The 26,599-nt window shown below is 59.1% G+C and carries 26 protein-coding genes; 10 read left to right on the top strand and 16 right to left on the bottom strand.

The features are described 5' to 3' along the window. Positions 1–7 precede the first annotated feature (7 nt). Both PspR84_RS07570 and PspR84_RS07565 read right to left on the bottom strand, forming a co-directional pair. Positions 8–784, bottom strand: coding sequence for a class II glutamine amidotransferase (locus tag PspR84_RS07570; protein ID WP_007911322.1), 777 nt, complete (start codon positions 782–784; stop codon positions 8–10). 15 nt (positions 785–799) lie between these two features. Further along, positions 800–1,297 carry an MFS transporter gene (locus PspR84_RS07565; protein WP_141127938.1) on the bottom strand — a complete coding sequence of 166 codons (498 nt, stop codon included), beginning with the start codon at positions 1,295–1,297 and terminating at the stop codon, positions 800–802. Between the two features lie 226 nt (positions 1,298–1,523). On the opposite strand from PspR84_RS07565, the gene PspR84_RS07560 reads away from it, so the two are divergent. Together PspR84_RS07560 and PspR84_RS07555 are read left to right on the top strand one after the other, a co-directional pair. Beyond that, the gene (locus PspR84_RS07560) at positions 1,524–3,578 is read left to right on the top strand and encodes a S9 family peptidase (RefSeq protein WP_160056588.1); all 2,055 of its coding nucleotides are present in this window, start codon (positions 1,524–1,526) and stop codon (positions 3,576–3,578) included. 202 nt (positions 3,579–3,780) lie between these two features. After that, positions 3,781–4,254: a cyclic nucleotide-binding domain-containing protein gene (locus PspR84_RS07555; protein ID WP_077571551.1), complete on the top strand. Its 474-nt coding sequence runs from the start codon at positions 3,781–3,783 to the stop codon at positions 4,252–4,254. Here PspR84_RS07555 and PspR84_RS07550 read toward each other — a convergent pair. Next, positions 4,251–4,535 (bottom strand): hypothetical protein, encoded by a 285-nt coding sequence (locus PspR84_RS07550; protein ID WP_160056586.1) that lies wholly within the window; start codon positions 4,533–4,535, stop codon positions 4,251–4,253. The two genes, PspR84_RS07555 and PspR84_RS07550, sit on opposite strands and share 4 nt — an antisense overlap. 80 nt (positions 4,536–4,615) lie before the next feature. On the opposite strand from PspR84_RS07550, the gene PspR84_RS07545 reads away from it, so the two are divergent. The 4 genes from PspR84_RS07545 to PspR84_RS07530 all read left to right on the top strand — a co-directional run bounded on the left by PspR84_RS07545 (position 4,616) and on the right by PspR84_RS07530 (position 6,784). Then, complete coding sequence (locus PspR84_RS07545; RefSeq protein ID WP_007911335.1) at positions 4,616–5,302, top strand: spermidine synthase; 687 nt, start codon at positions 4,616–4,618, stop codon at positions 5,300–5,302. Positions 5,303–5,350: 48 nt separating this feature from the next. Then, on the top strand, positions 5,351–5,722 hold the full coding sequence (locus PspR84_RS07540; RefSeq protein ID WP_007911336.1) for a YajD family HNH nuclease: 372 nt from the start codon (positions 5,351–5,353) through the stop codon (positions 5,720–5,722). A gap of 132 nt (positions 5,723–5,854) precedes the next feature. Further along, positions 5,855–6,325, top strand: a complete 471-nt coding sequence (locus PspR84_RS07535; RefSeq protein WP_007911337.1) for an RNA methyltransferase — start codon at positions 5,855–5,857, stop codon at positions 6,323–6,325. A gap of 81 nt (positions 6,326–6,406) precedes the next feature. Next, positions 6,407–6,784 (top strand): DUF2892 domain-containing protein, encoded by a 378-nt coding sequence (locus PspR84_RS07530; RefSeq protein ID WP_160056584.1) that lies wholly within the window; start codon positions 6,407–6,409, stop codon positions 6,782–6,784. 102 nt (positions 6,785–6,886) lie between these two features. On the opposite strand, the gene PspR84_RS07525 is transcribed toward PspR84_RS07530, so the two are convergent. Next, positions 6,887–8,116, bottom strand: coding sequence for a hypothetical protein (locus PspR84_RS07525; protein WP_160056582.1), 1,230 nt, complete (start codon positions 8,114–8,116; stop codon positions 6,887–6,889). Positions 8,117–8,151: 35 nt separating this feature from the next. Beyond that, entirely contained in the window at positions 8,152–8,601 is a 450-nt protein-coding gene (locus PspR84_RS07520) for a YcgN family cysteine cluster protein (protein WP_160056580.1), read from the bottom strand. A gap of 165 nt (positions 8,602–8,766) precedes the next feature. On the opposite strand from PspR84_RS07520, the gene PspR84_RS07515 reads away from it, so the two are divergent. Further along, positions 8,767–9,360, top strand: a complete 594-nt coding sequence (locus tag PspR84_RS07515) for a nitroreductase family protein (protein WP_160056578.1) — start codon at positions 8,767–8,769, stop codon at positions 9,358–9,360. 122 nt (positions 9,361–9,482) lie between these two features. Here PspR84_RS07515 and PspR84_RS07510 read toward each other — a convergent pair whose 3' ends face one another. From PspR84_RS07510 to PspR84_RS07495, 4 genes are all read right to left on the bottom strand, one after another. Beyond that, positions 9,483–10,415, bottom strand: coding sequence for a D-2-hydroxyacid dehydrogenase (locus PspR84_RS07510; RefSeq protein WP_160056576.1), 933 nt, complete (start codon positions 10,413–10,415; stop codon positions 9,483–9,485). 104 nt (positions 10,416–10,519) lie between these two features. After that, positions 10,520–10,813 carry a YcgL domain-containing protein gene (locus PspR84_RS07505; RefSeq protein WP_007911350.1) on the bottom strand — a complete coding sequence of 98 codons (294 nt, stop codon included), beginning with the start codon at positions 10,811–10,813 and terminating at the stop codon, positions 10,520–10,522. Next, positions 10,810–11,943 (bottom strand): ribonuclease D, encoded by a 1,134-nt coding sequence (rnd, locus tag PspR84_RS07500; protein ID WP_160056574.1) that lies wholly within the window; start codon positions 11,941–11,943, stop codon positions 10,810–10,812. Before rnd ends, PspR84_RS07505 begins: the two co-directional genes overlap by 4 nt. A 163-nt stretch (positions 11,944–12,106) precedes the next feature. Continuing rightward, the gene (locus PspR84_RS07495; protein ID WP_160056572.1) at positions 12,107–13,756 is read right to left on the bottom strand and encodes a phosphoethanolamine--lipid A transferase; all 1,650 of its coding nucleotides are present in this window, start codon (positions 13,754–13,756) and stop codon (positions 12,107–12,109) included. 405 nt (positions 13,757–14,161) lie between these two features. On the opposite strand from PspR84_RS07495, the gene PspR84_RS07490 reads away from it, so the two are divergent. After that, positions 14,162–15,355, top strand: a complete 1,194-nt coding sequence (locus PspR84_RS07490) for a cyanate transporter (protein WP_160056570.1) — start codon at positions 14,162–14,164, stop codon at positions 15,353–15,355. 176 nt (positions 15,356–15,531) lie between these two features. Beyond that, entirely contained in the window at positions 15,532–16,467 is a 936-nt protein-coding gene (locus tag PspR84_RS07485; RefSeq protein WP_007911368.1) for a LysR family transcriptional regulator, read from the top strand. 3 nt (positions 16,468–16,470) lie between these two features. Here the strand turns inward: PspR84_RS07485 and PspR84_RS07480 are convergent, their stop codons facing one another. The 6 genes from PspR84_RS07480 to PspR84_RS07455 all read right to left on the bottom strand — a co-directional run bounded on the left by PspR84_RS07480 (position 16,471) and on the right by PspR84_RS07455 (position 22,152). Beyond that, on the bottom strand, positions 16,471–16,836 hold the full coding sequence (locus tag PspR84_RS07480; protein ID WP_093438263.1) for a 5-carboxymethyl-2-hydroxymuconate Delta-isomerase: 366 nt from the start codon (positions 16,834–16,836) through the stop codon (positions 16,471–16,473). Positions 16,837–17,001: 165 nt separating this feature from the next. Continuing rightward, entirely contained in the window at positions 17,002–17,922 is a 921-nt protein-coding gene (locus tag PspR84_RS07475; RefSeq protein WP_160056568.1) for a LysR substrate-binding domain-containing protein, read from the bottom strand. A 74-nt stretch (positions 17,923–17,996) separates the two neighbouring features. After that, positions 17,997–20,093 carry a DUF6311 domain-containing protein gene (locus tag PspR84_RS07470; protein WP_160056566.1) on the bottom strand — a complete coding sequence of 699 codons (2,097 nt, stop codon included), beginning with the start codon at positions 20,091–20,093 and terminating at the stop codon, positions 17,997–17,999. Beyond that, entirely contained in the window at positions 20,090–20,476 is a 387-nt protein-coding gene (locus PspR84_RS07465; protein ID WP_160056564.1) for a GtrA family protein, read from the bottom strand. The genes PspR84_RS07470 and PspR84_RS07465 overlap by 4 nt, the downstream gene beginning before the upstream one ends. Continuing rightward, positions 20,473–21,183 (bottom strand): class I SAM-dependent methyltransferase, encoded by a 711-nt coding sequence (locus tag PspR84_RS07460; RefSeq protein ID WP_160056562.1) that lies wholly within the window; start codon positions 21,181–21,183, stop codon positions 20,473–20,475. Before PspR84_RS07460 ends, PspR84_RS07465 begins: the two co-directional genes overlap by 4 nt. A gap of 3 nt (positions 21,184–21,186) precedes the next feature. Then, a complete protein-coding gene (locus PspR84_RS07455) occupies positions 21,187–22,152 on the bottom strand; it encodes a glycosyltransferase family 2 protein (RefSeq protein WP_160056560.1) in 966 nt (321 codons plus the stop codon). A gap of 276 nt (positions 22,153–22,428) precedes the next feature. On the opposite strand from PspR84_RS07455, the gene PspR84_RS07450 reads away from it, so the two are divergent. Continuing rightward, positions 22,429–22,620 (top strand): DUF1508 domain-containing protein, encoded by a 192-nt coding sequence (locus tag PspR84_RS07450; protein WP_160056558.1) that lies wholly within the window; start codon positions 22,429–22,431, stop codon positions 22,618–22,620. A gap of 143 nt (positions 22,621–22,763) precedes the next feature. On the opposite strand, the gene PspR84_RS07445 is transcribed toward PspR84_RS07450, so the two are convergent. Then, positions 22,764–26,261: a rhamnan synthesis F family protein gene (locus tag PspR84_RS07445; protein WP_160056556.1), complete on the bottom strand. Its 3,498-nt coding sequence runs from the start codon at positions 26,259–26,261 to the stop codon at positions 22,764–22,766. Positions 26,262–26,599: the final 338 nt, after the last annotated feature.

Here is a 26,599-nt window from a genome sequence, read left to right as displayed (position 1 = left end):
GCAATCCTTATTCGGTCTTGCCCTGACTGACGCATTCGCCGCGTCGCCACAGGCTCCATTGGCCCGGTTCGTAACGGGTCCAGGTTTCGTTTTCGGTCAAAGGCTCAGTGGCGATCACCGTGACCACGTCGTTGGGCGTGGTTTCCGCCTGAAAATCGACGATCACGTCGACATCCTTCAGACGCGCCGGGCCGAACGGTGCGCGACGGGTGATCTGTGCGAGTTTGGTCGAGCAATAGCAGAACAGCCAGTCGCCATCGCTGAGCAGGCAATTGAACACGCCTTTGCTGCGGTATTCGGCGCACGCGGCGACCAGATCCGGCAGCAGTTCTTCTATATCGACCGGCTCCGGGAATGCTGCACGCACGCGGTTGAGCAAATCGCAGAATGCCGCTTCGCTGTCGGTATCGCCGACCGGGCGGTAGAAGCTTTTGATCGGGGTGAAATCGGCGAGCTGGCCGTTGTGCGCGAAGCACCAGTTGCGTCCCCACAGTTCGCGGACGAACGGGTGGGTGTTGGACAGGCAGACTTTGCCGACGTTGGCCTGGCGGATGTGGCCGATGACCACTTCACTCTTGATCGGATAACGCTGCACCAGATTGGCGACTTCCGACTCGCAACTCGCGGCCGGGTCCTGAAACAGGCGCAAGCCACGGCCTTCATAGAAGGCAATGCCCCAGCCATCGCGGTGCGGGCCGGTGCGGCCGCCGCGCTGCATCAAGCCGGTGAAGCTGAACACGATATCGGTCGGCACGTTGGCACTCATGCCCAGTAATTCACACATGTGCGGACTCTCGGGTTACAGGCGCGGCTCGACCCGCATGCGCTGCGGATTATTCGGCAGAGGTGGACGGCCATAACGGTCATCACCGGCGCCGCCAAACGGTTGATCGTCATCGCGATCATCGGCGCGGGCGGCGGCTTTGGCGGCTTCTGCCTGTTCACGACGCGCACGCGAAGCACGCTCGATCGGGAAGCGGATCGCCACGAAAATCAAGTAGATGCCGAAAGCGATCATGCTGTACATGAACAGATCGGAGATCGCCCGCCAGGCGTTGTTGCCGACCTTGAAGGCCAGGTCCAGCGCGGTGATGGCAATGGACGGCGCAACCTTGGCTTTCACCGGATCAATGATGGTCGGGCTGAACAGCAACACCGCCATCAACACGCGCAGCGGCTCGCGCAACCAGCGCCACATCCAGGTAGTCAGGCGCATCCATACCAACAGGCAGCCCACAGCGGCAAAGGCGTAGAGGCCCCAGGCGATCAGATAGTCGTTCTCGGTCATGGTGTCCATGGCAAGGCAGGCAAAGAGGCGCTTATAGTAACGACTTTTCGCCCGTGCGGCTTGTCCCAATAGACACACGACCTGTGGGAGCGAGCCTGCTCGCGAATACGGACTGTCAGTTGAAACTTTGTTGTCTGACCCACCGCATTCGCGAGCAGGCTCGCTCCCACAGGGGACTGCGGCGGTTTCACGATCCGCGAAAACCTTTATTCCGAACATTGTCCGAGAGCCTTCCATGCCCCAATCCGCCAACGTCATCAGTGCCCCGATCGCCCACAAGGCTGCCGGTGCCGACCCGTATGCCTGGCTGCAGGAGCGCGACACCGACGCGGTGCTCGATTACCTCAAGGCCGAAAACGCCTATCAGGAAGCGCAAACCGCCGATCAAGCTGAACTGCGCGAAGCCCTGTTCGAGGAGATCAAGGGCCGGATTCTGGAAACCGACCTGTCCCTGCCCTCGCCGTGGGGCCCGTATCTGTATTACACCCGCACCACGGCGGGCGACGAATACGCCCGGCATTACCGCTGCCCGCGTCCGGCAGACGATAGCCTGAGCCTCGACGAAAGCCGCGAACAACTGCTGCTCGACCCGAATGTGCTGGCCAATGGCGGTTTTTTCTCACTGGGTGCGTTCAGCATCAGCCCGGATCACCAGCGTCTGGCCTACAGCGTCGACGCCTCGGGCGATGAAATCTACACGTTGTTCGTCAAGGAACTGGCCAACGACAAAGTCAGCGAACTGGAATTCGCAGACTGCGACGGCAGCATGACCTGGGCCAACGACAGCCTGACCCTGTTTTTCGGCGTACTCGACGACACCCATCGTCCACACAAACTGTTCCGTTATCGCCTCGACGGCACCGCTGCCGAAGAAGTTTTCCACGAGCCGGACGGGCGTTTCTTCCTGCACTGCTACCGTTCCAGTTCCGAGCAGCAATTGCTGCTGTCGCTGGGTAGCAAGACCACCAGCGAAGTCTGGGCGCTCGACGCCAATCAGCCGCACCAGCCCTTCACTTGCCTGGCGCCACGGGTCGAAGATCATGAATACGATGTCGATCACGGTCTGCTCGATGGCGTGTGGACATGGTTTATCCGCACCAACCGCGACGGCATCAACTACGCCCTGTACCAGGCGCCGGACAGCGGCACCGCGCCGACCGAAGCCGACTGGCAAAACCTGATCCCCCACAGCGACACAGTGATGCTCGATGGCGTCAGCCTCAACACCGACGCCATGACCCTGAGCCTGCGCGAGGGTGGCCTGCCGATCATCGAAGTTCACCCACACGGTCTGACGCCTTATCGCGTGCAATTGCCGGACGCGGCCTACAGCCTCTATGTGCAAAACAGCCTGGAGTTCGAGAGCGACCGCATTCGTCTGCGCTACGAGGCGCTAAACCGCCCGGCACAGGTTCGCCAACTGCTCCTCGCCAGTGGCGAACAAACCGTTTTGAAAGAAACCCCGGTACTCGGCCCGTTCGACGCCGACGCGTACGTCAGCCAGCGTTTGTGGGCGACCGCGCCGGACGGTACGCAAGTGCCGATCAGCCTGGTGATGAAGCGCGAAATGGTCGGCCAAGCGGTGCCGCTCTATCTTTATGGTTACGGCGCTTACGGCTCGAGCCTTGATCCGTGGTTCTCCCACGCCCGCCTGAGCCTTTTGGATCGTGGTATGGCCTTCGCCATTGCTCACGTGCGTGGCGGCGGTGAATTGGGCGAGGCCTGGTATCGCGCCGGCAAGCAGGAACACAAGCACAACACCTTCAGCGACTTCATTGCCTGCGCCGAGTTTCTGATCCTCAACGGCATTACCACTGCGGAAAAACTGGCGATCAGCGGTGGCAGCGCCGGCGGTCTGCTCATCGGTGCAGTGCTCAACCAGCGTCCGGATCTGTTCGGCGTGGCGATTGCTGAAGTGCCGTTCGTCGACGTGCTCAACACCATGCTCGACCCGGAGCTGCCGCTGACCGTCACCGAATACGACGAATGGGGCAATCCCGAAGAACCGGAGGTTTACGAGCGGATCAAGGCTTACGCGCCGTACGAAAACGTCAGCGCGCAGGACTATCCTGCAACGCTGGTAATCGCCGGCTACAACGACAGCCGCGTGCAGTATTGGGAAGCGGCCAAGTGGGTGGCGAAATTGCGCGCGACCAAGACTGACAACAATGTGCTGTTGCTCAAGACTGAACTGGGCGCCGGGCATGGCGGGATGAGCGGGCGTTATCAGGGATTACGTGACGTAGCGCTCGAATATGCATTTGTTTTCAAGGTTTTGGGCCTGGCCTGAGGAACTCCGTCGGTCACTTGGGTCTTAATTGCAGACCCAAGAGGCCGATACCACACAGATCCCCTGTAGGAGTGAGCCTGCTCGCGATAGCGGTATGTCAGTTAAAGATGATTTGAATGACCGACCGCTATCGCGAGCAGGCTCACTCCTACAAGGGATCGTCTGAAGCCTGAAACAGTGAAAACAAAAAGACCGTGACGACATGTCAGAACCGACCTTACTGAACAACGAAATCCGCGACTGGCTGATGGACTGCGGCCTGTTCGATCAATTGCAACTGGCCGACTTTGCGGCCGCTTCCGGCTACTTCAGCATCAGCACTGTGGCTGAGGGCGAGGCGATTTTCCGCGAGGGCGATGCCGGCAGTTTCATGTGCATCCTCCACACCGGCCAGGTCGCCGTGCAGAAAACCGGGCCCGATGGTCAGGTGATCACTATGGCCACCCTGCGCAGCGGTCGGGCGTTCGGTGAAATGGCCGTTCTGGACGGTGAACGCCGCTCGGCCACCTGCGTCGCCGCGACTAATTGCCAGCTACTGAACCTAGGTAAGGATTCGCTGGAAAAAATGCTCAACGACGCGCCGAAGATCGCCGCGAAGATCATCCGCGCCCTCGCCGTATCCCTGTCGAAACGCCTGCGCATGGCCGACGGTCAACTGGCGGCGCAACAGGTTTAACCGCCGGGGGTTTTCGCTTTGGTGCCGCTCGGTTCAATGCCCGGCACAGGTTGATCCTTGCTCGGCGGGCTGGGCATTTCAATCGGCACCAGCGGCGGGCTGCCACTGCCGGCACCCGACTTGGGAATGTTGATCGGCGTGATCTGCGGATACGGCGTCGGCGTCGCGGTGCCGGGCGCGCCGGGTTGCGGCGCCGGGCTGACCGGTATTGTCTGTTGCGCCTGCACTGCAGTAATCGAGAGCGCGGCCAGGGCAATGACCGTTAGAATGGTGCGCTTCATCAAGGGCTCCGTTTGGCCTCTAGTCTGCGCTCAGGCTACTCCCAACGGGCCTGCTTGCCTTCCCCCTTGTAGAGATTTCCATGAAACGTTTCGTTCTGCTCGACACCACCCCGATCCCTGAAAGCGGCGGTGCCCTGTGCCTGTTCGAATATGGCGAGGACTTCGTCATCAAGATCCAGGGCGGCGACGGCGGGCAATTGATGAACACGCGCATGCACGGCTCCGAAGATGCTCTGGCCGAAATTCCTTGCCGTAAAGTGGCCGGGCGGCCGGACTCACGGGTGCTGATCGGCGGTCTGGGCATGGGCTTTACCCTCGCCTCGGCGCTCAAGCATCTGGGCAAAACCGCTGAAGTGGTGGTCGCGGAACTGGTGCCCGGCGTGGTCGAGTGGAACCGTGGCCCGCTCGGCGAGAAGTCCGGCCGGCCGCTGCTCGATCCGCGCACGGTGATCCGTCAGGAAGACGTGGCCAAGGTGCTGCAAAGCGAACCGAACGGCTTCGACGCGATCATGCTCGACGTCGACAACGGCCCCGAAGGCCTGACCCAGAAGGCCAATAGCTGGCTGTACTCCGCCGCTGGTCTGAATGCCTGTGCCAAAGCATTGCGACCGAAAGGTGTGCTGGCGGTGTGGTCGGCCAGCGCCGATCGGCTGTTTTCCGACAAATTGAAGAAGGCCGGTTTCAAGGCCGAAGAAGTTCAGGTCTTCGCCCATGGCAACAAGGGCACGCGCCACACGATCTGGATTGCCGAGAAGCTCAAAGGCTGAGCTAAACTCTGCGCATAACCGTCATTAGTCTTTTACAAAGGTGAACCCATGAGTTCGTCCACCCCAACCAATACGTCGAAACTGGATCGCATCCTCGCCGACAACCAGCGCGACAAGGAAATGGGCTACCGCGACAAAGCCCTGAAGATGTACCCGCACGTCTGTGGCCGCTGCACCCGTGAGTTTTCCGGCAAGCGCCTGAGCGAACTGACCGTGCACCACCGCGACCACAACCACGACAACAACCCGCAGGACGGCTCTAACTGGGAATTGTTGTGCCTGTATTGCCACGACAACGAACACTCGCGTTATACCGATCAGCAGTATTTCAGCGAAGGCTCGCTGAGCACGCCGAAGATTGCCAAGGCGACGCATAACCCGTTTGCCGCGTTGGCCGGGTTGATGAAGAAAGAAGATTAAAAAGCAAAAGATCGCAGCCTTCGGCAGCTCCTACAGGGTGTACACCATCCAAATGTAGGAGCTGCCGAAGGCTGCGATCTTTTGATCTTATCCCCGTATAATCGCGCTCTTTTTCCCGAAGGCACCCCGCTCGTGGCAGACAAACGGTACAGCTGCATTGGTTTGTATAACCCCAAATCACCGGAGAACGTCGGTTCGGTGATGCGCGCCGCAGGCTGTTATGGCGTGGCGTCGGTGTTCTACACCGGCAAGCGTTATGAACGTGCCGCCGACTTCGTCACCGACACTAAACGCGTGCACTACGACATCCCGCTGATCGGCATCGACGATCTGAAAAAGATCCTCCCGCTCAACTGCGTGCCGGTCGCCGTGGAACTGGTCGAGGGCGCCCGCCCGCTGCCGGAATACACCCACCCGGATCGCGCCCTGTACATCTTCGGCCCCGAAGACGGCTCGCTGGACAAAGAGATCCGCGACTGGTGCGAAGACGTCGTGTACATCCCGACCACCGGCTGCATGAACCTCGCCGCCACGGTCAACGTCGTGCTCTACGACCGCATGGCCAAGGGCTTGAACACCCGCTCCGGGCCAAAATTCCGCTGAAGCGTCGCACATCCGATGGAACGAGCTGACTGCTCTGGCAGTCAGCTTGTTTATCGATTATTCATTGCCTGGAGAAAGATCATGACCGAGCTCAAACGTGTCGAACGTATCGAATCCACCCCGTTCCAGAGCCATCCCGAGCAGAACGTCGAAGGCTGGGAGCGCATCGGCTCATTGGCCGGTGGCGTGATCATGGTCGGCAAGGGCCTGCGCCGTGGCGGTGTGTTCGGCTTGATTCAGGTGGCGATTGGCGGCGTGGCGATGGCGCGCGGGATTACCGGGCACAGTTCGGTGAAAAGCCTGATCGAGAAGAGTCGTCAGGACATGAATAACGTGCGGGCGAAGATCGAGCGGGCCGGCGAAGAGCTGAGCAAGCTCAAGGCCAATGCCGAAGCGGCGACCAGCACTGCCACCGTGACCGGCAATGATTCGGTGAAGTCGCCGAAAACCGGGGTTTGATCCGAGATTTGCGGTGGGGTTGAGGGCCCCATCGCGAGCAGGCTCACTCCTACATTTGGAATGCGTTCACTTGTAGGAGTGAGCCTGCTCGCGATAGCGGTGTCACTTAAGTAATGCAGTATCGAGGACTTTGGATGACTCGCCAAGAACGCTCTCGGCCAGTTGCACAAACTCCTTGGTACTCACTGTCCCCAGATGCATCGCCCCACGCAACACATCATCCAGCGAACGCTTGTTGCGCGTCTTCAAGCGAATCTCGCGATCCAGTTCCTGCAACAAAATCATTGCTTTTGACACCTGCGCCAGGCTGATCTGCGCGCCGCGCAAGGTCGTGACTTTCTCGCTGTCCCTGGCTAGTTTCGCCTGCAAACTCTGATAACGCTCATCGCTCATGCCACCGGCACGGCGCACCAGTTCGATCGCGTAATACTCGGCAAAACCTTCGCTGATCCAGTCACTGCGCTGCTCGTCGTTGATCCGCCCGAACACTTGTGCCAGCTCACGCACCAGCGCGCTGCTACCGCTCTCGCTGACCAGCGGCAATCGCGTATTTACGTAAATGGATTCATGCGCACCGAGGCTGCCGCGCCACATCGGGTCGTTGGCACCGACAATCAACAGTTTGGCCGGATGGCGTGGATAAACCGCCTGCACCTGCGGCCAGACGAATGTCAGCAACGTCAGCACGTCCATGCGACGCATGCCCTGCCCTTGCGGCGAGGCCACGGTGACTTCGGTTTCGCCCAGGCGTGTGCGGCGACTGCCGAGGTGACCGGCCAGCATCCAGCCGGTCGGGCGGTCGAAAAGGCGTGACGGGTTATCGATGCGGAATTTGTTTTTGCCGATGCGTGGCCACGCGGTTTCAACGCTTTTCCAACCATCAGGCAATTCGAATTGCAGACGCGCGACCAGTTCGGTGCCGTCCTGCTGATCGAGTTTGGCCGGCGGTACCAGTTCGTCGCCACGCATCAACGCCCAAGTCGGGGTCATGCGCGTGTCGAAACTGCCGTTCTTGCGGCCGTGGCTGATGCGCACGCGGTAGGTCAGGCTGGACTTTTCGCTGGCGGGGCGCCACACCCCGCGCGCCTGTTTGCCCGGGCTCAGCAGCCACTGGCCGTCAGCCTTGAAGTCGCTGTAATGGCTGCCGTCGCCAAGATCGAAATCGAGACTGCGCACCGCTTCACCCTTGGCCAGGGTCAGGCGTACTTCGGCCTGATCGCTCTGTGGCAACAGGCGCACGTGATAATCCAGATCGACTTTCTTCGCCGCCCAGACCGGCGCGCTCAACGCCAGCAGCGCAACCATCAACGCTTGCGGCAATCCGACAGCCATACGCACTCCTTGGTAAAGCTTGGAACAGCAGGTGTTTAACCTGCGCGGAAAATCAGGTGATCTTCCCAGTCATCTTCCGGCACGCTGCCTTCGGCAAGCATGCGCCCGGACTGGGAAATACGCTCATGGTGCACCGCGTCGCGATCGCCACACACCAGGTGGTGCCACAACGGCAGATCCTTGCCTTCGCTGACCAGTCGATAGCCGCAGGTCGGCGGCAGCCATTTGAATTCTTCAGCCTGACCCGGGGTGAGCTGGATGCAGTCCGGGACAAACTTGATGCGATTCGGGTAGTCGCTGCACTGGCAGGTTTTCAGGTCCAGCAGTTTGCAGGCGATGCGCGTGTAATAAACGCTGTTGTCTTCTTCATCCTCGAGTTTCTGCAGGCAGCACAGACCACAGCCGTCGCACAGCGATTCCCATTCCTGGTGATCCAGTTGATCGAGGGGTTTGCGTATCCAGAACGGTTCGACTTTGGCGGCCATGGCTCAAGCATCAACATCAGGTGGTGAAAAGGCCGCCAGTCTAGTGCTCAAGGCCTTGCGGGCCAAGCGTTGGCGACTGTCGGTAAATCGCGCTTGTCAGCCTAACCGCCTCCACGTAGGGTTTTGCCTCGAATTCATGACTCAAACGTAGCAAGGAATCTCTCGATGAGTGCCAACCCTCGCGTTGCCGATTACGCCATTCACCCGCAATTCACCGACCGCTGGTCGCCGCGCGCCTTCACCGGCGAAGCGATTCCGGAAGAAACCCTGCTGAGCTTCTTCGAGGCCGCGCGCTGGGCACCTTCGGCGTACAACTCGCAGCCATGGCGTTTCCTCTATGCACGTCGCGATACGCCGAACTGGGAGCGTTATCTGGGTCTGCTCAATGAATTCAACCGTAGCTGGGCGCAACATGCGTCGGCGCTGGTGATCGTGATTTCGAAAACCACTTTCACTGCACCGGGTGCCACCGAGGAAACTCCAGCGTTGTGGCACACGTTTGACACGGGTTCAGCGTGGGGCCATCTGGCGCTGCAAGCGAGCATCAGTGGCTGGCACACCCACGGCATGGCGGGTTTCGATCAGGAGCTGACGCGTAAGGAGCTGAATATTCCTGAAGGTTACGCGCTGCACGCGGCCGTGGCAGTGGGCAAACTCGGTGACAAGGCAACGCTGGCTGAATACCTGCAGGCCCGTGAAGAGCCGAGCCCGCGCCGCCCGCTGGATGAACTGGCGGCTGAAGGCGACTTCACCCTCTAAGCCACACCGTAAAACAACTGTAGGAGTGAGCCTGCTCGCGATAGCGGTGTGTCGGTCGACATTAATGCTGTCTGACACACCGCTATCGCGAGCAGGCTCACTCCTACATTGATTGCGGTGTATCAATACCCGCGGTTGAAATCCACTTCCCCGCGCAACGCTTCGCTCGCCTGATACGCCTTCAGGTTCTCGACAAACAACTGCACCATCAACGCCGGTGACGTCGGTGCCGAGCTGTGCCCGGTCAGCAGCAAACCCCACGCGGTCCAGAACGGATGGCGCTGTGGCAGTGGCTCCTGACGGCAAACGTCGATCACCGCCCCCGCCAGATGACCTTCCTTCAACGCGTCCACCAGATCGGCATCAACCACCGCGACACCACGTCCGGCGTTGATAAACAACCCGGTCGGCTTGAATTGCTTGAACAGCGCCGCGTCGTAGATATCGTGGGTGTGCTCGGTGTTCGGCAGCAGGTTGACCACGTAATCCACCTCGCCCACCAGACGCGGCAGATCGGCCATCGAACCGACCTCGACAAACGGTGCCTGCTCACGGGCACTGCTGGCGATGCCGTACAGTTCAATGCCAAATGGCAGCAGGAACTGCGCCACGCTCTGGCCAATGTCACCGGTGCCAACGATCAACACCTTGCGCCCGACCAGACTCTGGCCACTGCGGTTGTCCCATTTGCGCTCGACCTGGCTGACCAGCCGCGCGAGCACTTCGCGCTCATGGCCAAGAATGTAAGTCAGCACATATTCAGCCATCACCTGACCGAAAATCCCCACCGCGCGGGTCAAACGGTAATCGCGGCGCAAACCGTCAGCGAGCAACGGCGTGATACCGGCCCAGGTCGATTGCAGCCACTGTGGTTGATGGCCCTGACGCAGCAGGGTCGCCAATAGATCGGGCTGACCGAGCCACACCGGGCAATCGGCGGCCTGACGGGCCAACTCGGCGGAGTCGCCGCTGGTCAGTACTTCAAGCTCGGGCGCTGCCTGACGCAGCAGCCGGGCGTATATCGCGTGGTCGTGTTCAGCAATCAGAACGCGCATCTTCAAACCTTTCGCAAACCGTGCAGACGGCCGCCGGATTCGGACGGCCATCGCGGTAAAAACAGTTCCAGGGTAAACCGAGACTCAGAACAGAGCCGCGCAGATCAGACCGGGTCGTTACGTCGCAGCAACTCTTCGGGCAAATGCTCGATGTACTCGTCCTCAGCCGGCGGCATTTGCAGGTGGTAGCCCTGCTTGTCGAGGTTTTCCAGGACCACGACGATGTCTTCGCTGGCCAGTTTGCGCTCGGGCGACAGCACCAGATCGAAGGAATGCTTCGGCTTGCCGAAGGCCAGCATCAGCGCTTCCGGAACGCGCTCCAGCGCATCACTTTTGAGCACATAAAGGTACATGCCGCTGCGCTTGGAGCTTTGGTAAATGGAACAAATACGTTTCAAGGCTGTTCTCCGGCGGTGGCCAGGCTGTCGAGCAGCTTCTGACCCATGAGTTCGCGGCGCCAGCCACGCAACGACTCAGGCAATTGGTAAGGACCCTCGGGATAACCGCTTTTGACCAGAGCTTCGAGGGTTTTCTTGCGCAGCATCAGTTCCGGGGCGATGCCCAGGCGCTCGGCCTCAGCCTGACCCAATGCGCGCAGTTGTTTGATCAACGCAGCCGCTTCGATCGGCAATGGCTCGGCTACGGCGGGCGGCCATTGATCAGGGCCCACACTGCCAGAGCGCTTGATCAGATCAAGCAGAAACTGGCCGTCCTGACGCACGGTACGCGGATGCATGTCTTCGATCTTGCCCAACGCGGCGAGGTTATCCGGCTGCGTACGAGCCAACGGCCACAGCGAATGCTCGCGGACGATGCGGTTGCGCGGCAGATCGCGGGCGCGGGCTTCTTTTTCACGCCAGGCGCACAACTCACGCAATACCGCCAGTTGCGCCCGCGAGAGTTTCCACGCCAGTTTGGCCTCGCGATAGACCTCGTAAGGGTCGGTTTCGCGGCGCAGGTTGGCAACCAGTTCGGCACCGTCCTCCAGCACCCAGGCGAATTTGTCGTCAGACAGTTTCGGCCGCAGTTGTACGAAAACTTCCGCCAGATGCACCGCATCTTCGGCGGCGTAGCTGATTTGCGTGTCGGACAACGGACGCTGCAACCAGTCGGAACGGGTCTCGCCCTTCGGTAGTTCGATGCCGAGCACTTCCTGCACCAGCCGCGAATAGCCCATCGAGAACCCGAGGTTCAGGTAAGCAGCGGCCAGTTGCGTGTCGAACATCGGTGCCGGCAGGCTGCCGGTCAGGCGCAACAGGACTTCAAGGTCCTCGCTGCAAGCGTGCAGGACTTTCAGCACCGCCGGGTTTTCCAGCAGTGCGGCCAGCGGTTGCCAGGCATTGATGGTCAGCGGATCGATCAGATAGGCGCGTTTGCCGTCGCCAATCTGCAACAGGCCGGCAATCGGGTAGAAGGTGTCGACCCGCATGAATTCGGTGTCGAGGGCAACGAACGGCAGCTGCTGCCACTCGGCGCAAAACTGCGCGAGGCTTTCGTTGTCGCGAATCCAGTGAATATCGATGGCCACACGGCTCTCCCTTGAAGAATGGCGCGCAGTATATATCGCCACCGGCGATTTACGCGCCTGCGAAGGGCAAGAGCTGTAACGAAATGTCCTGCCAAAGAGCAAGAATAGTCTGACAGAGGAAACAGACAGGCCCGTCACGTCAGAACGACGGAGCCGATTGGCCTCATTCCTTCGCGAGCACGCCGTCAATCACCGCGCCACGGCAACCGGCAAACATGTCCAGACCCGGCTGATAGACCTTGCTCTTGACCTCAAGCAGGCCAAGCATCGAGTGGAACAGGTTGTCCTGGCTCAGAGGTTTATCGCGGCTCATCTGCAGGCAATGGGTGTCGACCGAATAAGCCTTCTGATAGTTGTCGGAAAACCACGCCAGCATCGCTACATGCTTTTGTTGCTCTGGCGCCAGCATGTAAGGCGTTCCGTGCAGGAACAAGTTGTATTCGCCCAGCGACTCACCGTGGTCCGACAGGTACAACATGGCGGTATCGACTTTGTCCTGATTGCTGCGCAATACATCGATCAGACTCGACAGCACATGGTCGGTATACACCAGCGTGTTGTCGTAACCGTTGACGATACTTTCGCGACTGCAATTGTTAAGCGCGTTACTTTCACAAACAGGCGTGAAGTGCTGGTATTCCTTTGGATAGCGCTTGAAGTATTCCGGACCGTGACTGCCCATCTGGTGCAGGACCAGAACGGTGTCCTTGTCCAGGTGGTCGATAAAACCTTGCAGGCCTTGCAGGAGGATTTCGTCGCGGCACTCGCTGTTGGCGCACAGCGCCGGGTCCTTCAGGTTGCTGACATCCTGCAGGGTGACTCGATCACAGGTGCCTTTGCAGCCAGACTGGTTGTCACGCCAGATCACGTCGATCCCGGCACGCTTGAGCACATCGAGTAAACCTTCTTCATTCTTCGCCTTGCTGGCGTCGTAATCCTTGCGACCCATGTTGGAGAACATGCACGGCACAGAAACAGCCGTTTCCGTGCCGCAGGAATGTACATCGGTAAAGGCGATCAGCCCGGCTTCCTTGTCCAGTTTCGGTGTGGTGTCGCGGTCATAACCGAGGATGCCGAAATTCTCCGCCCGGGCGCTTTCGCCCACCACTAACACGGTCAGGGATTTACGCGGCTGAAGCTTCACATCCGGATTGCGCTCAGCGTCTTCACCGATCTTGACGAACGGTTGCTGCGCCGAAACCACTTGTTCACGCAGGTAACCAGCCGAAGCACCAATGTAGTTGCTCGGCACTAGCATCAGGCGAATTTCGTGATGGTTGCGAAACAGTGAAGACAAGCCCTGATAGTTGGCCAGGGCCACGCCGCCAATTACCGCTGCCGAGGCGACACTGACAATAACTTTACTAAGCAACTCACGGTGCCAGCGACGATAATTAATCGGCAACTTCCACAACAAAAATGATGGCAAGACACCAAGCAACAGAATATAAGCAAACAACTTCAACGAGAGCAGATCACGCACTTCCGTTGCATTGGTTTCGGCAAAGTTGCGCAACATGCCGGCATCGATCATTACGCCATATTGACTCATAAAGTAAGCCACGCCGGCGCTGATCAGGAATATCAGGGTCAACAGCGGTTTGAGCAGCGGACGGAAAGCCAGAACCGTCAGCACAATGTTGAATGCCGCCAGGATCATTACCCCAAACGCCACGCGCATGGCGATGCCCTTGCCATCTGCGGTGGTGATCTCGAACAGGTGCTGCCAGAGGACAACATTGCAGCCGATTAAAAGAAAGGCGCTGGCGATCAACGTCACCCATTCCGGGCGCACGGCTTTTAACTTCAACATAGAAAGGGCGATTCCTGAAAAGAAGAGCCTCAGTCCATGAAAGAAATTTCAGTTGTGAAAATTTCATTAACCAAGGCATGACAAACTTTAAGCAGGCAACCATCAATTTTTTGTGAAAAAGACGCCAACGATTAGTTGGACTTTGGTGACGTGATGAAACTTGTGAAGTATTTGAGAATGGTTCAGCTTTTATTCAGTAAACAATGCGTCCCCTGTAGGAGCTGCCGCAGGCTGCGATCTTTTGATCTTGATCTTTAAAGCCAGATCAAAAGATCGCAGCCTCGTTGCACTCGACAGCTCCTACAGGGATCGGTATTTGATTTTTAAAAAGGGCTGTGGATTTTCTGGTTTGCCCAGCACAAGCGGTTCCGCGCCTAATCATCCGCCCTGTCCAAAGGTCTGACGATGGAAAACCTCCGCGCCACCGCTCGCCCCGCCGTCTTGTTGATGCTCGCCATCATTCTCGTCGCGCTCAATCTGCGTCCGTCGATGGCGGCAGTCGGTCCGTTACTGTCGGCCATTCGCGGCGACATCCCGCTGAGCTTCACTGTCGCTTCACTGCTGACCATGCTGCCGGTGATGGCCATGGGCCTGGCGATGTTTTTCGGTATTGGCATCAGTCAACGGCTGGGTGAGCAACGGACGGTATTGCTGTCCTTGCTGATCATCGGCCTGGCAACATTGTCACGACTGTTTATCGACTCTGCTGCCCAATTTATTGCAAGCGCCGTGCTGGCCGGCATCGGCATAGCACTTATTCAGGCGTTGATGCCGGCGCTGATCAAATCGCGCTTCGCTGACAACGTCGCGCTGTGCATGGGTCTATACGTCACGTCGATCATGGCTGGCGCCGCGCTTGCCGCCTCGCTCGCGCCGCTGGTGCTGATGCAAACCGGGAGCTGGCGCAGTGGTCTGGCCTTCTGGGCGATGCTGGCTTTACTCGCGTTTGTGTTCTGGTGGTTCCAACGCCGCCAGCAACCCTCCACGGAGATGGCGGTAGCCAGAAAAGACTCGTTCCTCGCCAATTCCCGCGCCTGGTTACTGGCGATCTTCTTTGGTTTGGGGACAGCGTCCTACACCTGCGTGCTGGCCTGGCTCGCGCCGTATTACGTGGAAAAAGGCTGGAGTGAACAAAACGCTGGGCTGTTGTTGGGTCTTCTGACGGCCATGGAGGTGATTTCCGGCTTGGTGGTGCCGGCGATCGCCAATCGCAGCCGGGATCGACGCGTGATTCTGATGGCGTTACTGATGCTGATCATCAGCGGATTTTGCGGCCTGATCCTCAGCCCACAACAGCTCAGCCTGCTGTGGCCGTGCCTGTTGGGTTTGGGTATTGGCGGTTTGTTTCCGATGAGCCTGATCGTCTCGCTCGATCACCTCGACAACCCGCAACGCGCCGGTGGGCTGACCGCGTTCGTGCAGGGCATCGGTTACTTGATCGCCGGCCTTTCGCCGCTGCTGGCCGGAATGATCCGCGATTGGCTTGGGAGTTTCGAATGGGCCTGGTGGGCGCTGACCGCTGTGATGGGAGTGATGCTGTTAATGGTGTGGCGCTTCGATCCCAGGCATTACGCCCGACACTTTCCCGCGTCGAGATAAAGGCTTCTGGCCACATTTCAGTGGTTTTGTCGGGGACGTCGTGTTCGTAAAACTTTCTGTCCCACAACTGACTGTGAAACGTCCTACAGGGCTTTATCCTGGCACCATCGTTCCGTTAGGATCATTCGCACACGTTTGCGCGGATTCAGCGCAAGGAGCACAGCGAGACGGAACGGATGCTGAACAGTAACTTGCTTCGAAAGCTCGACATGCAGGATCTCATGGTGTTTATCGCTGTTTATGAGCAAAGCAGCGTTACCGATGTTTCAGAAACCCTGTTCGTCAGCCAGTCCACCGTCAGTTACTGTTTGAAAAAACTGCGCACCAGTTTCGAAGACGAACTGTTCATCAACACCCGCACCGGCATGCGTCCGACCTACAAGGCCAGCACCATGTACGGCCATGTGCAGAAGATTCTGGAAAGTATCAACCTGTGCCACGCCGGCGCCCCCACGTTCGACCCGACCCGGCAAGCCGTCACCTTCAACATCTGCGCCCCGGAATACTTCGAGCAACTGATTCTGCCGCGCCTGTTGAAGCGTTTCGACTTCGACGATTTGCCGGTGATGGTCAACATGCACAAGTTCGAGACCGATGTGCCGGCGGATGAGCTGCGCGACGGCAGCCTCGATCTGGTGATCAGCTTCGGCCCCAACTTCCACCGCCATCACACCGACCTGAAATCGCGGATGCTGCTGGAAGATGATCTGGTCTGCGTCTTCGACAAACGCGCCACGCCACTGGAGCCGCGCCTGAGCCTGCAGGCCTTTACCGAACGCCGGCATGTGTTCCCTACACCGTGGACGTCGACCACCAACATGGTCGACGGCTGGCTGGCGCGGCAGGCGCAAAAACGCCAGATCGTTGCGCGCTCGAACAGCTACAGCGCGGCATTAAAAATGATCACCGGGACCGACTTCATCCTCACCCTGCCACGCCGTATCCAGCGCTTGCTGACCAACGAGGCGGTGTTCAATCACTGCGAGGCACCAAATGGCTTGCCGGGCTTTACCCTGGACATGCAATGGAGCCAGAGCGTTGATCAGGACAGCGCCAATCTGTGGTTGCGCGAGCAGGTGGTCAAGGTGTGCAGCGAACTCGAAGCGGCCTGAGTCCTACACGCCAATAGCGGTTTTGCTGTAGGACTCGCGATCCATGTCGACCAGTTCGACACACAGCTGCACCTCGACACCGGCCGGCCATTCGCACAGGTCCTGCAAGACTGCCAACAGGCTTTCTGACAACTGCTTCTTGATCTGCGGCGAACGCCCGCTGAGCAGCGCCAGCTTCACATAGACGAAGGCGCGCTCGGCCATGGCGGTTCCGACCTTGAAGGTCTCGACTTTCACCGCACGGCTCTTGATATCGAACTCCGCCGCGAACTGACCAGAGCCCACCAGGGTGTTGTTGAGCCGCATCAACGCGACATCGGCGTTCAACTGCGGCAGGTTGGCGGTGTATTCCATGTGCAGGTGTGGCATTGCAGGTCCCCGGTCAGTTGGCAGAAAGGTCGTACATATAGCACATGCGGCTCATCACCAATCCCTGTAGGAGCTGTCGAGTGAAACGAGGCTGCGATCTTTTGATCGTGAGATTTGAAGATCAAAAGATCGCAGCGTGCCGCAGCTCCTACACGGTGTCATGGCTCAGGCTGCGGTCAATGGCCGTTCGCTCATGAATTGCTCCAGCCGCGAACGCAACCAGCGCTCCGCCGGATCGCTGTCGACGTGACTGAGCCAGACCATCGACAAATCCAGCGTCGGCGTCTTGAACGGGAACGGCTCCTTGAACAGTAACCCCGAAGTGGCCATGGCCGCCGCCGTGTTATCCGGCAGACTGGCAATCAGGTCGGTGCCGGCCAGCAATGCCGGCAATGCACTGTATTGCGGCACCGACAGCACCACCTGACGGGTGCGCCCGAGTTCCGCGAGCCACTCATCGGCAAATCCACTGACATTGGCCGTGTGCGAAACCAGCACGTGCGGGCGTGCGCAATATTCATCCAGCGTCAGCGGTGTATCGCTGGCGTCGGCGCGCAGGATGCTCGGCTGAATGTGCCGCAGCAGTTTGCGCTTGGCATTGGCCGGCAAGCCACGCGTCTGGCTGATACCGACCGTGATATCACCCGCTGCGAGCAGATCGGGGATGCGCCAGTAATCGACATGTTGCACCACGAACACCACGTTCGGCGCTTCCTGGCGCAGCGCACGCAACAGCGGCGGCAACAGGCCGAACTCGACGTCATCGGACAGACCGATGCGGAAAGTCATGGTGCTGACGGCCGGATCAAAATCGCGGGTCAGGCTCAGCGCCACTGACAACGAGTCCAGCGCAGGCTTGAGATGGCGAAAAATATCTTCGGCGCGGGCGGTCGGTTCCATGCGGTGGCCGACGCGGATAAACAGCGGATCGTTGAGCATCGTGCGCAAGCGATTGAGCGCCGAACTGATGGTCGGCTGGCCGAGAAACAGCTTCTCGGCCGCGCGGGTCACGTTGCGCTCGAGCATCAAGGTCTCGAACACCACCATCAGGTTGATGTCGGCCTTGCGAAGTTCATTGCGGTTCATCCATTGCCCCCTGCCCCCCCGGAATACCGGCAGTGTAGAAAGGCCGGGGCCCCGGCGTCCATCGCCACGGTGCGTCAGTTCACCGTCAAGCGCTTCAAGCCCAGCCCCATGACCCGTGAATCATCATTGATGCCCAATTGTTCAGGGCTGATGGCGTCGGGCAATTGCAGCTCGATCGTCAGGCGATCATCGCCCGCCAGGCGCTGCCGGATGCTCTGGGTGATCGGTATTTCCAGATGATTATCCTGATGTTGCACCATGCGCGTAGTCAGCACCTGCTCGCCATTCAAACTGACGATCACTCGCTGCGCCGGGTGTTGCGGCATAACGAATGCCATGACATCCAGCGCAATCGAGCGCGCCTCGGGTGACACCCGCAAGTCGATCTGTGCCTGCTGCCCCGTCGACCATGTTCCCCAGTTTTCCGGGGTCGACCAGCCGTTGGCCAGTGGCCGGGCGGAGTAGTTGAAGATCAGCGTCTGACCGGGGCGCATCAATGCCAGTAGTGACATCCGCCGTCCTTCATCCGGCATGCTCAGGCACTGCGAACAACGCTTCCAGCCCGGCGCCAGCACCACCAGGCCATCCACGCGGGTCAGCAGGTCCGTTTCACTGTTGATGCTTTTGGCAGCATCGGCCAGCACGGAGTCGTCGAGGATGTACAAGGAGTCGGCATCGTATTGCCCTGACTCAAGCATGTGCCGGGATTTTTGTCGGGCCTGCTCCAACGCTTTGGAACTCATGCGCCCCAGATAAACGGCGTCGGTTTTCAGGCCATGGGTCGCGGCGAAATCGGCAATCACTTGCCAGCGCTCAGACTGATTCTGCGGCATCAGACTGCGGATGTTCGGGTAATGCGCCGCCGCACTCACCCAAAACGGATCACGCATCGGCGTTGGCCATTCTGCGGACGGCGTCATGATCTTGCCATTGCGCAAGCCCATCCAGCCGTTGCGCGTATCGACGACCTGTATCGTCAACGCGATCGCCAGCAATGCGACGACGATGCGTGGCCGGTAACCGCGCACCAGCAGAAACATCACCAGCAGAATTAGCGCGTACAACACCGGCCAGAACATCCGCCCCGAGGCGCGAAAAACATTCGCCAATTTGATGGCGATTTTCGGTAGCGGGTAGCTGAAGGTGTGTGCGCCAACACCAATCTGGTTCGATAGCGCAAACAACGATAAACCGATCAGCGCCAGCATTAGCCAAGGGCGAAGGCGAAGCTCATCCTTCAGCGGCTGGCGATTTCTCAGAAAGGCAATCAGCGCCAACGGCACCAGCAACAGCACACCCAGACCCGGATAATTGAAGCCTTCGTAATCGCCGCTGGCTTTTGGCAGGTCCGGCAAAATCAACGACCAGCCGGCCGGATCCAGTGGCGACAGCAGGTTCATCCGGTACAAACCGAAACCGCCGGATTGCGCGCCATCGGCAATAGCGAAGTAACCGACCTGCCAGCAACACACACTCACCACGGCAAACAGCGAAACGCCTTCGAGCAGGCCCTGACGTCGCGTCAATTGTTGGCTGAAGGTCTTGCCGAGCAGATCCGCCACCCAGATCAGCGCCACCATCGCCAACAGGTAGGCATGCACCATCGCCGTCACCGCCAGCAGCGCGCCCCAGGCCAGACGACGTCGATACAGGTTCGGTAATAACGCCAGGTACAGTGCCGCCAGAATAAGGAAATGCCCGGACAGGGAAAGGTGCCCGCCCATGCGCAGGAACATCGGCGGCGAAATGACCAGCAATCCAGTGCCCAGCAGGCGGATCAACGGATTGCCCGTCATCAACCCCAGCAGTTTCCAGCCGAACCAGGCTTGCAGAACGAAACACGCCAGCAGCCACAGACCGAAATACTGGAAGGTCGCCGGTAACCACGCATTGAACGGCTTGAACAACAGCGCCAGCAGCGGGTTGGAGTCGGAGAAAATGATCGAATTGCCCAATTCCAGACCATAGGACGGGTTAAGGCCCAGCGGAAAGATCCAGGGTGAATGGCGGAAATATGCCCAGCCCAGATAATGCGTGGCCGGATCGCCCTGCTCCAGCCAGGCAATGTTTTGCGGATCGAGCGCTTGCGGCCCGATCACGCAGAAAAATGCCACAACGCCGAGCAGTAAAGGCAACAGGCCCAGCGCCGGATGGTGTCGTGAAGCCTTCATCGATAGGTCCAGAAATTGTGCAAGACAAAGGTGAACGCCGGAATCGTCAGCGCCACCGCGACGATGCCCAGCAGATAGTGCAGCCCGGCAATCTGTGCGGCCCAGGCAACCAACATCGCCAGAAAAAAGCCACCTACGGACACCAGCAGGAAACGCAGCAGCGTTCGCCCGTGCAAACGGGCAGAAAAACTCCAGGTGGTGTTGATCACGTAGGACACCACGGTCGCTACGGCAAACGCCACGCCGTTAGCCAGCGGCGGCTGCGCGGCAATGAATTTGATCAACAGTACCGCCACCAACGCATGCAACGCGGTGACGAACAGGCCGGTCACGGCAAAACGCACACCACGCTGGATCAATGCGTTTTTTTCCGCCGAGGTCACGGTTTGCGCGCCAGCACGAACACACTCAACCCGGCCAGACGGTTGATGCCCAGCAATGGCAGCTCGAGACTGCACAAGGTCTTGAGAACGCCGTTGACCAGTGGGTGATGGCGTTTAAGCTGCGAGCGCGGCGGTTGCGCTTGCGCGCCTTGCGGCAACAAGCGCAACGCCGCCGCAATCGGGAACACCGCGCCGAAATAATAAGCACCGCGCTGCACCGTCAAACCCGCGTCACGCGCCAGTGTTTCGAACTGCGCCAGCGTGTAGCGGCGCTTGTGTTCGAGAAAGTCGTCGTGACCGCTCCACAGAAACTGAAATGCCGGCACTGTCATCAGGAAACGACTACCGGACGGCACTTTATCGACGTACATTTTGAGCAGGCCGAGGTCGTCATCGACATGCTCCAGTACGTCCATCAGCAACACCAGATCGGCATCGATGGTCTCGATCCCGCGACGGTAGTGCACCGGTTTGCCGGCGGTGGTAGTGCTGGAGTCGGCGGTATAGCTGATATCCACGCACCACGCTTCACGCGCATCGGTGTGCGTCAGCAAATGGTGGGAGAAAAAACCCGAACCGGCGCCGACATCGAGGATTCGGCCGATGGTTGCATCTCCCAGCAAACGCCGGGTGGCCGCGGCTTTCGAACAGTAATACCAATGCTCGTTGATGCTGTCGCCGAGGATGTCGGTTTCCTTGAGATCCATGTATCAGTCCTTGGGGTCGTAGACGCGACGCACCAGAAAAACCGGCCGGCGTTTGGATTCGATATACGTGCGGCCCAGGTACTCACCGAGTACGCCGATGCCGATCAATTGCAGGCCACCGAGAAAGGTCACGGCCACCATCAGCGAGGCATAACCGGGCATGTCGACACCGTGAATCAACGTACGCACGACGATGAACATGGCGAAGGCGAAAGACACCAGCGACACCAATGCGCCGACATACGTCCAGATCCGCAATGGCTCGGTACTGAAACTGGTGATGCCTTCCAGCGCGAAATTCCACAGGCGCCAACCATTGAACTTGCTCTGCCCCGCCACGCGCTCCGGGCGCTCGTAATCGACGTGGGTAGTGCGAAAGCCGACCCAGGCGAACAGGCCCTTCATGAAGCGCCGGGATTCGGGCAAGGTCAGCAAGGCATCCACCACGCAGCGATCCATCAGACGAAAATCACCGACGTTTTCGGGTAAAGGCTGTTCGGCAATTTTGTTGTGCAGGCGGTAAAACCAGTGAGCCGAGGTCTGTTTCGCCCAAGTGTCGCTGCGACGGCTGATGCGGTGACCGAGCACCACTTCAAAGCCTTCACGCCAGCGCTCGATCATCTGCAGAATGACTTCCGGGGGATCCTGCAAGTCAGCATCGATTGGCACAACGATCTGCCCGGTCGCGATCTGCAAACCGGCAGACAACGCCGCTTCTTTGCCGAAGTTGCGGCTCAGGTCGACGATACGCAGGCGCACATCCTGGCGCTGATGTTCGAGCAGGCGATCAAGGGTCGCGTCTGTGCTGCCGTCGTTGACGAACACCAGCTCCAGATCGATCAACGCCTGTGCCTGAAAGACTTCATTGATGCGCCGCAAAAAGGTGTCGAGGCTGTCCTCCTCGTTAAAAACGGGGACCACCAGCGATAACGTCACCTGCCCGGCCTGTTGCGTTCCGTGCTCAGTCAAAGGAGTGCTCTTCTTATAGTGTTTGTCGGTCGCCGAACGATATTCGACGCCATGAGCCGTCCCGTATTAAGCAGGAGCGTCGACGGCGTTGCAAGGCGCAGACGGCGTCATATTGGCCAATCCAGAGGCCTATCCACACGCTCTAGCCCGCGCCCTTCAGAAACATCCGCGAACGATTGGAAACAAATGTCCGATAGCCAAAAAAACCGTCTGCGCTAGGCTTGCGAGCATGCGCCACACAGGCTGTCGCACAATGAATCGCATGGAGCGAACTGAATGTATTTCGAGATTTACAGGCAATCCAGAGGCACCCCGAGCACCGGCAAAGGACAATGGCGCTGGAGACTGAGGGCGGGTAACCACGAGACCATCGCCAGTGGCGAGTCGTATGTGAACAAGGCGGATTGCTTGCATGTGATCGGGCTGATCAAGGCTGTGCAGGGGGAGACGCCGGTCAAGGTGATTTAGCCGCTCTGCACGACCCTGCGGAAATGGAAAAGCCCCACAGTTTGAAGACTGTGAGGCTTTTTTCGGGCTCGAACACGCTTGGGCGCTTTGCGCGACGGTGGGAAAGACCTGACAGAGACCCGCGCGCAATGCAGGCCTCTTGTTCAGTCCGCCAGCCAGGCGTTTCGCCACGCCAACAGATGCTCGTCCTTGAGCATCCAGTGATCAAGTACAACGCTGCGCAGGGCCTGCCCAGCCCTGGCGCTGGCATCGGGTTCGGCAAGATGTTCGCGAATAGCGGCAATCCAGTCTTGCGAACGGTTCCTGACCCTCGTCACCGGGAAATCCCCCTGATAACAAACGATGTCCGAGCAGATCACGGGGAAACCACAGGCGCCATATTCCAACAAGCGCAAATTGCTTTTGCAGGCGTTGAAAAAGTTGTCTTTCAGCGGTGCCAAAGCCAGGTCCAGGTTCAGGCCGGCCAGTCTTTGCGGGTATTTTTCAATACTCACCCCTCTATGAAACTCATGGACATAGGGACGCAGCGCTGGTGGGCACATTCCCATGAACACCCATTCAACTTCCCCTTCCAGCGCACGAACCACTTCGGCGATGACTTGCAGGTCGGCGCTGTGACTCGAGCCGCCGGCCCAGCCAACCCGAGGCTTGCGGCCTTGCTGGCGCCGGCTGGTCAGGTCGCTCCACCAGTGGCTCGGCAGACGGTTTTCCATCACCCGGATGTCGGTATTGAAGCCCTTCAGCGCATTGGCCAGCGGTTCGGTCGACACCACCAAGCGATCGCACAGCCCTACCGCTTTCTTCAAGCGTTTGGTGATGTCTTTGGGCAGCAATTCGTGGTTCAAGTTGCCTGCGGGCACGTCAAGAATATAGTCATCCAGCTCGTAAACCTTGAACGCCCTGGAGAATGCCTTGGTGTCCTGCATGTACTCCAGATGAGGCGTTGTGTGCTGCCCCTGGAATATGATCGTGTCCGGCGCAATGCGCTCCAGTTCTGTCGGTTGCAGTCCCTCGTCGCTTACCGTTCCGCCGATCAGCTGCGCGGCTTTCAGGGCAGCGAAAGGCTGACGCACGCGGTAGTGTCCGCTGCCGAAAGAGTCGAGGGGGTGACACAGCACGTGAGGCAACTCACGACTGGCAAACGGGTGCCAGTCCGTATCGGTGCGGTATTTGGAGGAGAAGCCACTGCCCTCCAGGGTCAGGTTGCGGTTGTAGGCCGGATCGTTGGCGATTTGCGCAAGCCAACGCTGGTACATCACCGATTGTTCGCCCTTGAACCGTTTGCGCTTGGCTTCTTCCTTGGTCGTGTCGACGTTGTTCTGGCTCACACTGGCTTCGTGAACGAGCAGCACATAGGGCGTCCAGACGATCAGCCGTCCAGCCTGGCCGACTTTCAGACACAGATCCACATCGTTAAAGGAAACGGCCAGGCCGACCTCGTCCATTCCACCCACTTGCTGGTACAGCTCGGTGCTGATCATCAGGCAGGCGGCGGTGACAGCGCTGTAGTTCTGATCAAGATGCAAGCGGTGAAGGTAGCCGTTGGACTGCATTGAATCGCCGATAAACGGGTGGTCTGCAACGCCACGCAACCCGAGTACCACACCTGCATGCTGAACAGTCCCGTCGAGGAACAACAGTTTGGCGCCCACTATCCCCACTTCTGGCCGCTGGGCGTGATGCAGCAGCGCACCAAGCCAGTCGCCATCAATGATCGCCGTGTCATTGTTGAGCAGCACCAGGTAATCGCCGTGGGCATGGCTGGCGGCAAAATTATTGATCGCCGAATAGTTGAACGGGTGCGGATAACGCAGGATGCGCACCTTGGGATTGTTCAACAGCTCCATACCGTTGAACCAGTCCCGGGCTTCGGCGGTTTCGCTGTTGTTGTCGACGATGATCAGTTCGTAATTCGTATAGCTGGTTTTCTCCATGATGCTTTCGATGCAGCGCAGCAGCATCGGCAGGCAGTCCTTGGTGGGAATAAGGATCGAGACCAGCGGCTGCTCCGCATGGCGGTAGACCACACGATTAGCCATTGGCAAAGGTCCGGCCTGCAGCTCATGAGCCACGCCCAGCCGCTGCAAGTGCGCCCCGACGATGGCTGCCGAGTTTGCGATGACTTGGGGTTCACTGAGCCACTGGGGGAAATTGATGGCCTGATGCACCAGCACATCCGCGAGGTGCCCGACAGTCCCCAGGCCGTGTGTTTCAATCAGCCGAAAAAGCAAATCGTGGGGCGCCAGTTCGCTGAAGGCGGGATCAAAGCCGCCAGCAGACAACGCGGCCTCGCGACTGAAGGACAGTGCGCGGCCGACATACGGATAACTGCGCAACATATCCAGATTCAAATCCGGCTTGAATACCGGACCCTGGCAGCCTTCAGCGGTCAGTGAGTCTTCATCGCTGTAGCAAGCGCTGACGCCGGGATTCAGCGCGATGCCTTCAGCGAGCAAAAGCAGCGCGTGAGGATCCAGTTCGTCTCCGCCCCGTAACAGGTACCACCAGTCGACGTCGATCTCCTGCAACAGCTGATTGAGCTGGCTCGGCCAGGATTCGGCCAACGGCAGCCAGACCAGATTGTCGGCCGGCGTAACGCCTACAGGTTCGGCATCGGAGAGCACCACGATGGCCGCCGCCTGATAAAGCTGGTGATCGATGCTTGCCAGGCTGGAACGCAACAGTTCGATGTCACCCACGGTGTCGGTCAACACCAACAACACGTCCGGTTGCCGCGGCCAGCTCGCCAGTCGCGCGGGTAAACCTTCGACCTCGACGGCAGCCAGTTGCCGACTCGCCAACCAGCGCTGATAAAGGTCGATATTGCGCTGCTGGCGACCAACATTCGCCAGAACGCCGAAAAATCGCTCCAGAGTGTGTGCGAGGGTGCCGTCGAGCTGGCCGCTTTCCGCTTCGAAATCGTTGCTCGTGAGCTGCATCCGCTCCAGTGGGGCAAACACTTCAGTGCGCGCAAAGAACATGGTGCCGGCAAAATAATCCGCTTCGTTGATGCCTTGCGGATCAACGCCGCCACGCTCGGCCAGGGTGACAAGCAAGGCGCGATTGCTTTCGCTGAGGAATCGGGTGACTGGCAGCAGGTATCGCTGGGGACCCAGCATTGGAACGTGCAGCGGGTCGGCAAGGTGTTCCAGCGCTCGACTGAATCGTACCGGGCCCAACAGGTCATCGAACAGTTCAACGCCCCAATCGTTGTCCCCGCCCAAGTGCAGCGAACGCTTGGTGTGCAGCTTGACCAGCGTGCGGATATTATCGGCACGCAAGAACGGCAGCACCCGCAGAAACGGCAAAACGTCCCTGCCGTGGTTCGGCACCCGGTATAGCGAAAAACTCAATGTACTGGCCGTCAGCTGAGCACGGACCTCATCGTCACGACCGGCTACGCAGGTTACGTAAAGATGCAGGCGTTCAGGCAGTTTGATCAAACGGCGCAGGATATCCTGCAGCACTTCGGGGTAATACGCATGGATAACCACGCCGACTGGCGGCTCGCCATCCTCGAATACCGGCGGCTGCGCAACCAGTACTTCGCACCCGTCGACGTGGGGAGCGGCGCTGCTGCCTGACTTGACGGACTGACGTTCAGAAGCGCGGTGAGCACCTTGGGTTGATGGTGGAATCATCATATTCAAACCAATTCAAATAGGGAGCGAGGCTGGAACTCGCTGGATGCGCTTTTCTCGGCCGAGGTGAGCAAGTCTCCACTTTAGTGAAAGCGCTGGCCTCATGGCTGGACAGAGGATAAACGACGACGAGTTTGATCTGGCGGCCGATCGCTGGCCAATAATGAAAGCCCCCTACTCTGCGAACGCGGCTTTAAATGGGTCGGCGGGTCCTGTGAGCGTCGTATCTCTAATGTCGGCAGAGGCTCTATTTACTTAAATTGCCTCTCTGCCAATGACCTCAGCGTGCAAAACGCGCTTCAGCACCCTCGCTACAGCCACGAATACTGGATTCGCAG

The sequence above is a fragment of the Pseudomonas sp. R84 genome, from assembly GCF_009834515.1.
Classification (GTDB): Bacteria; Pseudomonadota; Gammaproteobacteria; order Pseudomonadales; family Pseudomonadaceae; genus Aquipseudomonas.
This window is presented reverse-complemented; position numbering and strand designations above follow the sequence as displayed.

What these genes read in the sequence shown, in the direction of transcription:
- PspR84_RS07460 (WP_160056562.1), bottom strand. Translation starts at nt 21,183, where the DNA reads ATGGATCTCAAGGAAACCGACATCCTCGGCGACAGCATCAACGAGCAT.
- PspR84_RS07530 (WP_160056584.1), top strand. Translation starts at nt 6,407, where the DNA reads ATGACCGAGCTCAAACGTGTCGAACGTATCGAATCCACCCCGTTCCAG.
- PspR84_RS07490 (WP_160056570.1), top strand. Translation starts at nt 14,162, where the DNA reads ATGGAAAACCTCCGCGCCACCGCTCGCCCCGCCGTCTTGTTGATGCTC.
- PspR84_RS07540 (WP_007911336.1), top strand. Translation starts at nt 5,351, where the DNA reads ATGAGTTCGTCCACCCCAACCAATACGTCGAAACTGGATCGCATCCTC.
- PspR84_RS07560 (WP_160056588.1), top strand. Translation starts at nt 1,524, where the DNA reads ATGCCCCAATCCGCCAACGTCATCAGTGCCCCGATCGCCCACAAGGCT.
- PspR84_RS07520 (WP_160056580.1), bottom strand. Translation starts at nt 8,601, where the DNA reads ATGGCCGCCAAAGTCGAACCGTTCTGGATACGCAAACCCCTCGATCAA.
- PspR84_RS07480 (WP_093438263.1), bottom strand. Translation starts at nt 16,836, where the DNA reads ATGCCACACCTGCACATGGAATACACCGCCAACCTGCCGCAGTTGAAC.
- PspR84_RS07570 (WP_007911322.1), bottom strand. Translation starts at nt 784, where the DNA reads ATGTGTGAATTACTGGGCATGAGTGCCAACGTGCCGACCGATATCGTG.
- PspR84_RS07545 (WP_007911335.1), top strand. Translation starts at nt 4,616, where the DNA reads ATGAAACGTTTCGTTCTGCTCGACACCACCCCGATCCCTGAAAGCGGC.
- PspR84_RS07450 (WP_160056558.1), top strand. Translation starts at nt 22,429, where the DNA reads ATGTATTTCGAGATTTACAGGCAATCCAGAGGCACCCCGAGCACCGGC.
- PspR84_RS07510 (WP_160056576.1), bottom strand. Translation starts at nt 10,415, where the DNA reads ATGCGCGTTCTGATTGCTGAACACGACCACGCGATATACGCCCGGCTG.
- PspR84_RS07565 (WP_141127938.1), bottom strand. Translation starts at nt 1,297, where the DNA reads ATGGACACCATGACCGAGAACGACTATCTGATCGCCTGGGGCCTCTAC.
- PspR84_RS07485 (WP_007911368.1), top strand. Translation starts at nt 15,532, where the DNA reads ATGCTGAACAGTAACTTGCTTCGAAAGCTCGACATGCAGGATCTCATG.
- PspR84_RS07555 (WP_077571551.1), top strand. Translation starts at nt 3,781, where the DNA reads ATGTCAGAACCGACCTTACTGAACAACGAAATCCGCGACTGGCTGATG.
- PspR84_RS07475 (WP_160056568.1), bottom strand. Translation starts at nt 17,922, where the DNA reads ATGAACCGCAATGAACTTCGCAAGGCCGACATCAACCTGATGGTGGTG.
- PspR84_RS07515 (WP_160056578.1), top strand. Translation starts at nt 8,767, where the DNA reads ATGAGTGCCAACCCTCGCGTTGCCGATTACGCCATTCACCCGCAATTC.
- PspR84_RS07445 (WP_160056556.1), bottom strand. Translation starts at nt 26,261, where the DNA reads ATGATTCCACCATCAACCCAAGGTGCTCACCGCGCTTCTGAACGTCAG.
- PspR84_RS07525 (WP_160056582.1), bottom strand. Translation starts at nt 8,116, where the DNA reads ATGGCTGTCGGATTGCCGCAAGCGTTGATGGTTGCGCTGCTGGCGTTG.
- PspR84_RS07550 (WP_160056586.1), bottom strand. Translation starts at nt 4,535, where the DNA reads ATGAAGCGCACCATTCTAACGGTCATTGCCCTGGCCGCGCTCTCGATT.
- PspR84_RS07470 (WP_160056566.1), bottom strand. Translation starts at nt 20,093, where the DNA reads ATGAAGGCTTCACGACACCATCCGGCGCTGGGCCTGTTGCCTTTACTG.
- PspR84_RS07495 (WP_160056572.1), bottom strand. Translation starts at nt 13,756, where the DNA reads ATGTTGAAGTTAAAAGCCGTGCGCCCGGAATGGGTGACGTTGATCGCC.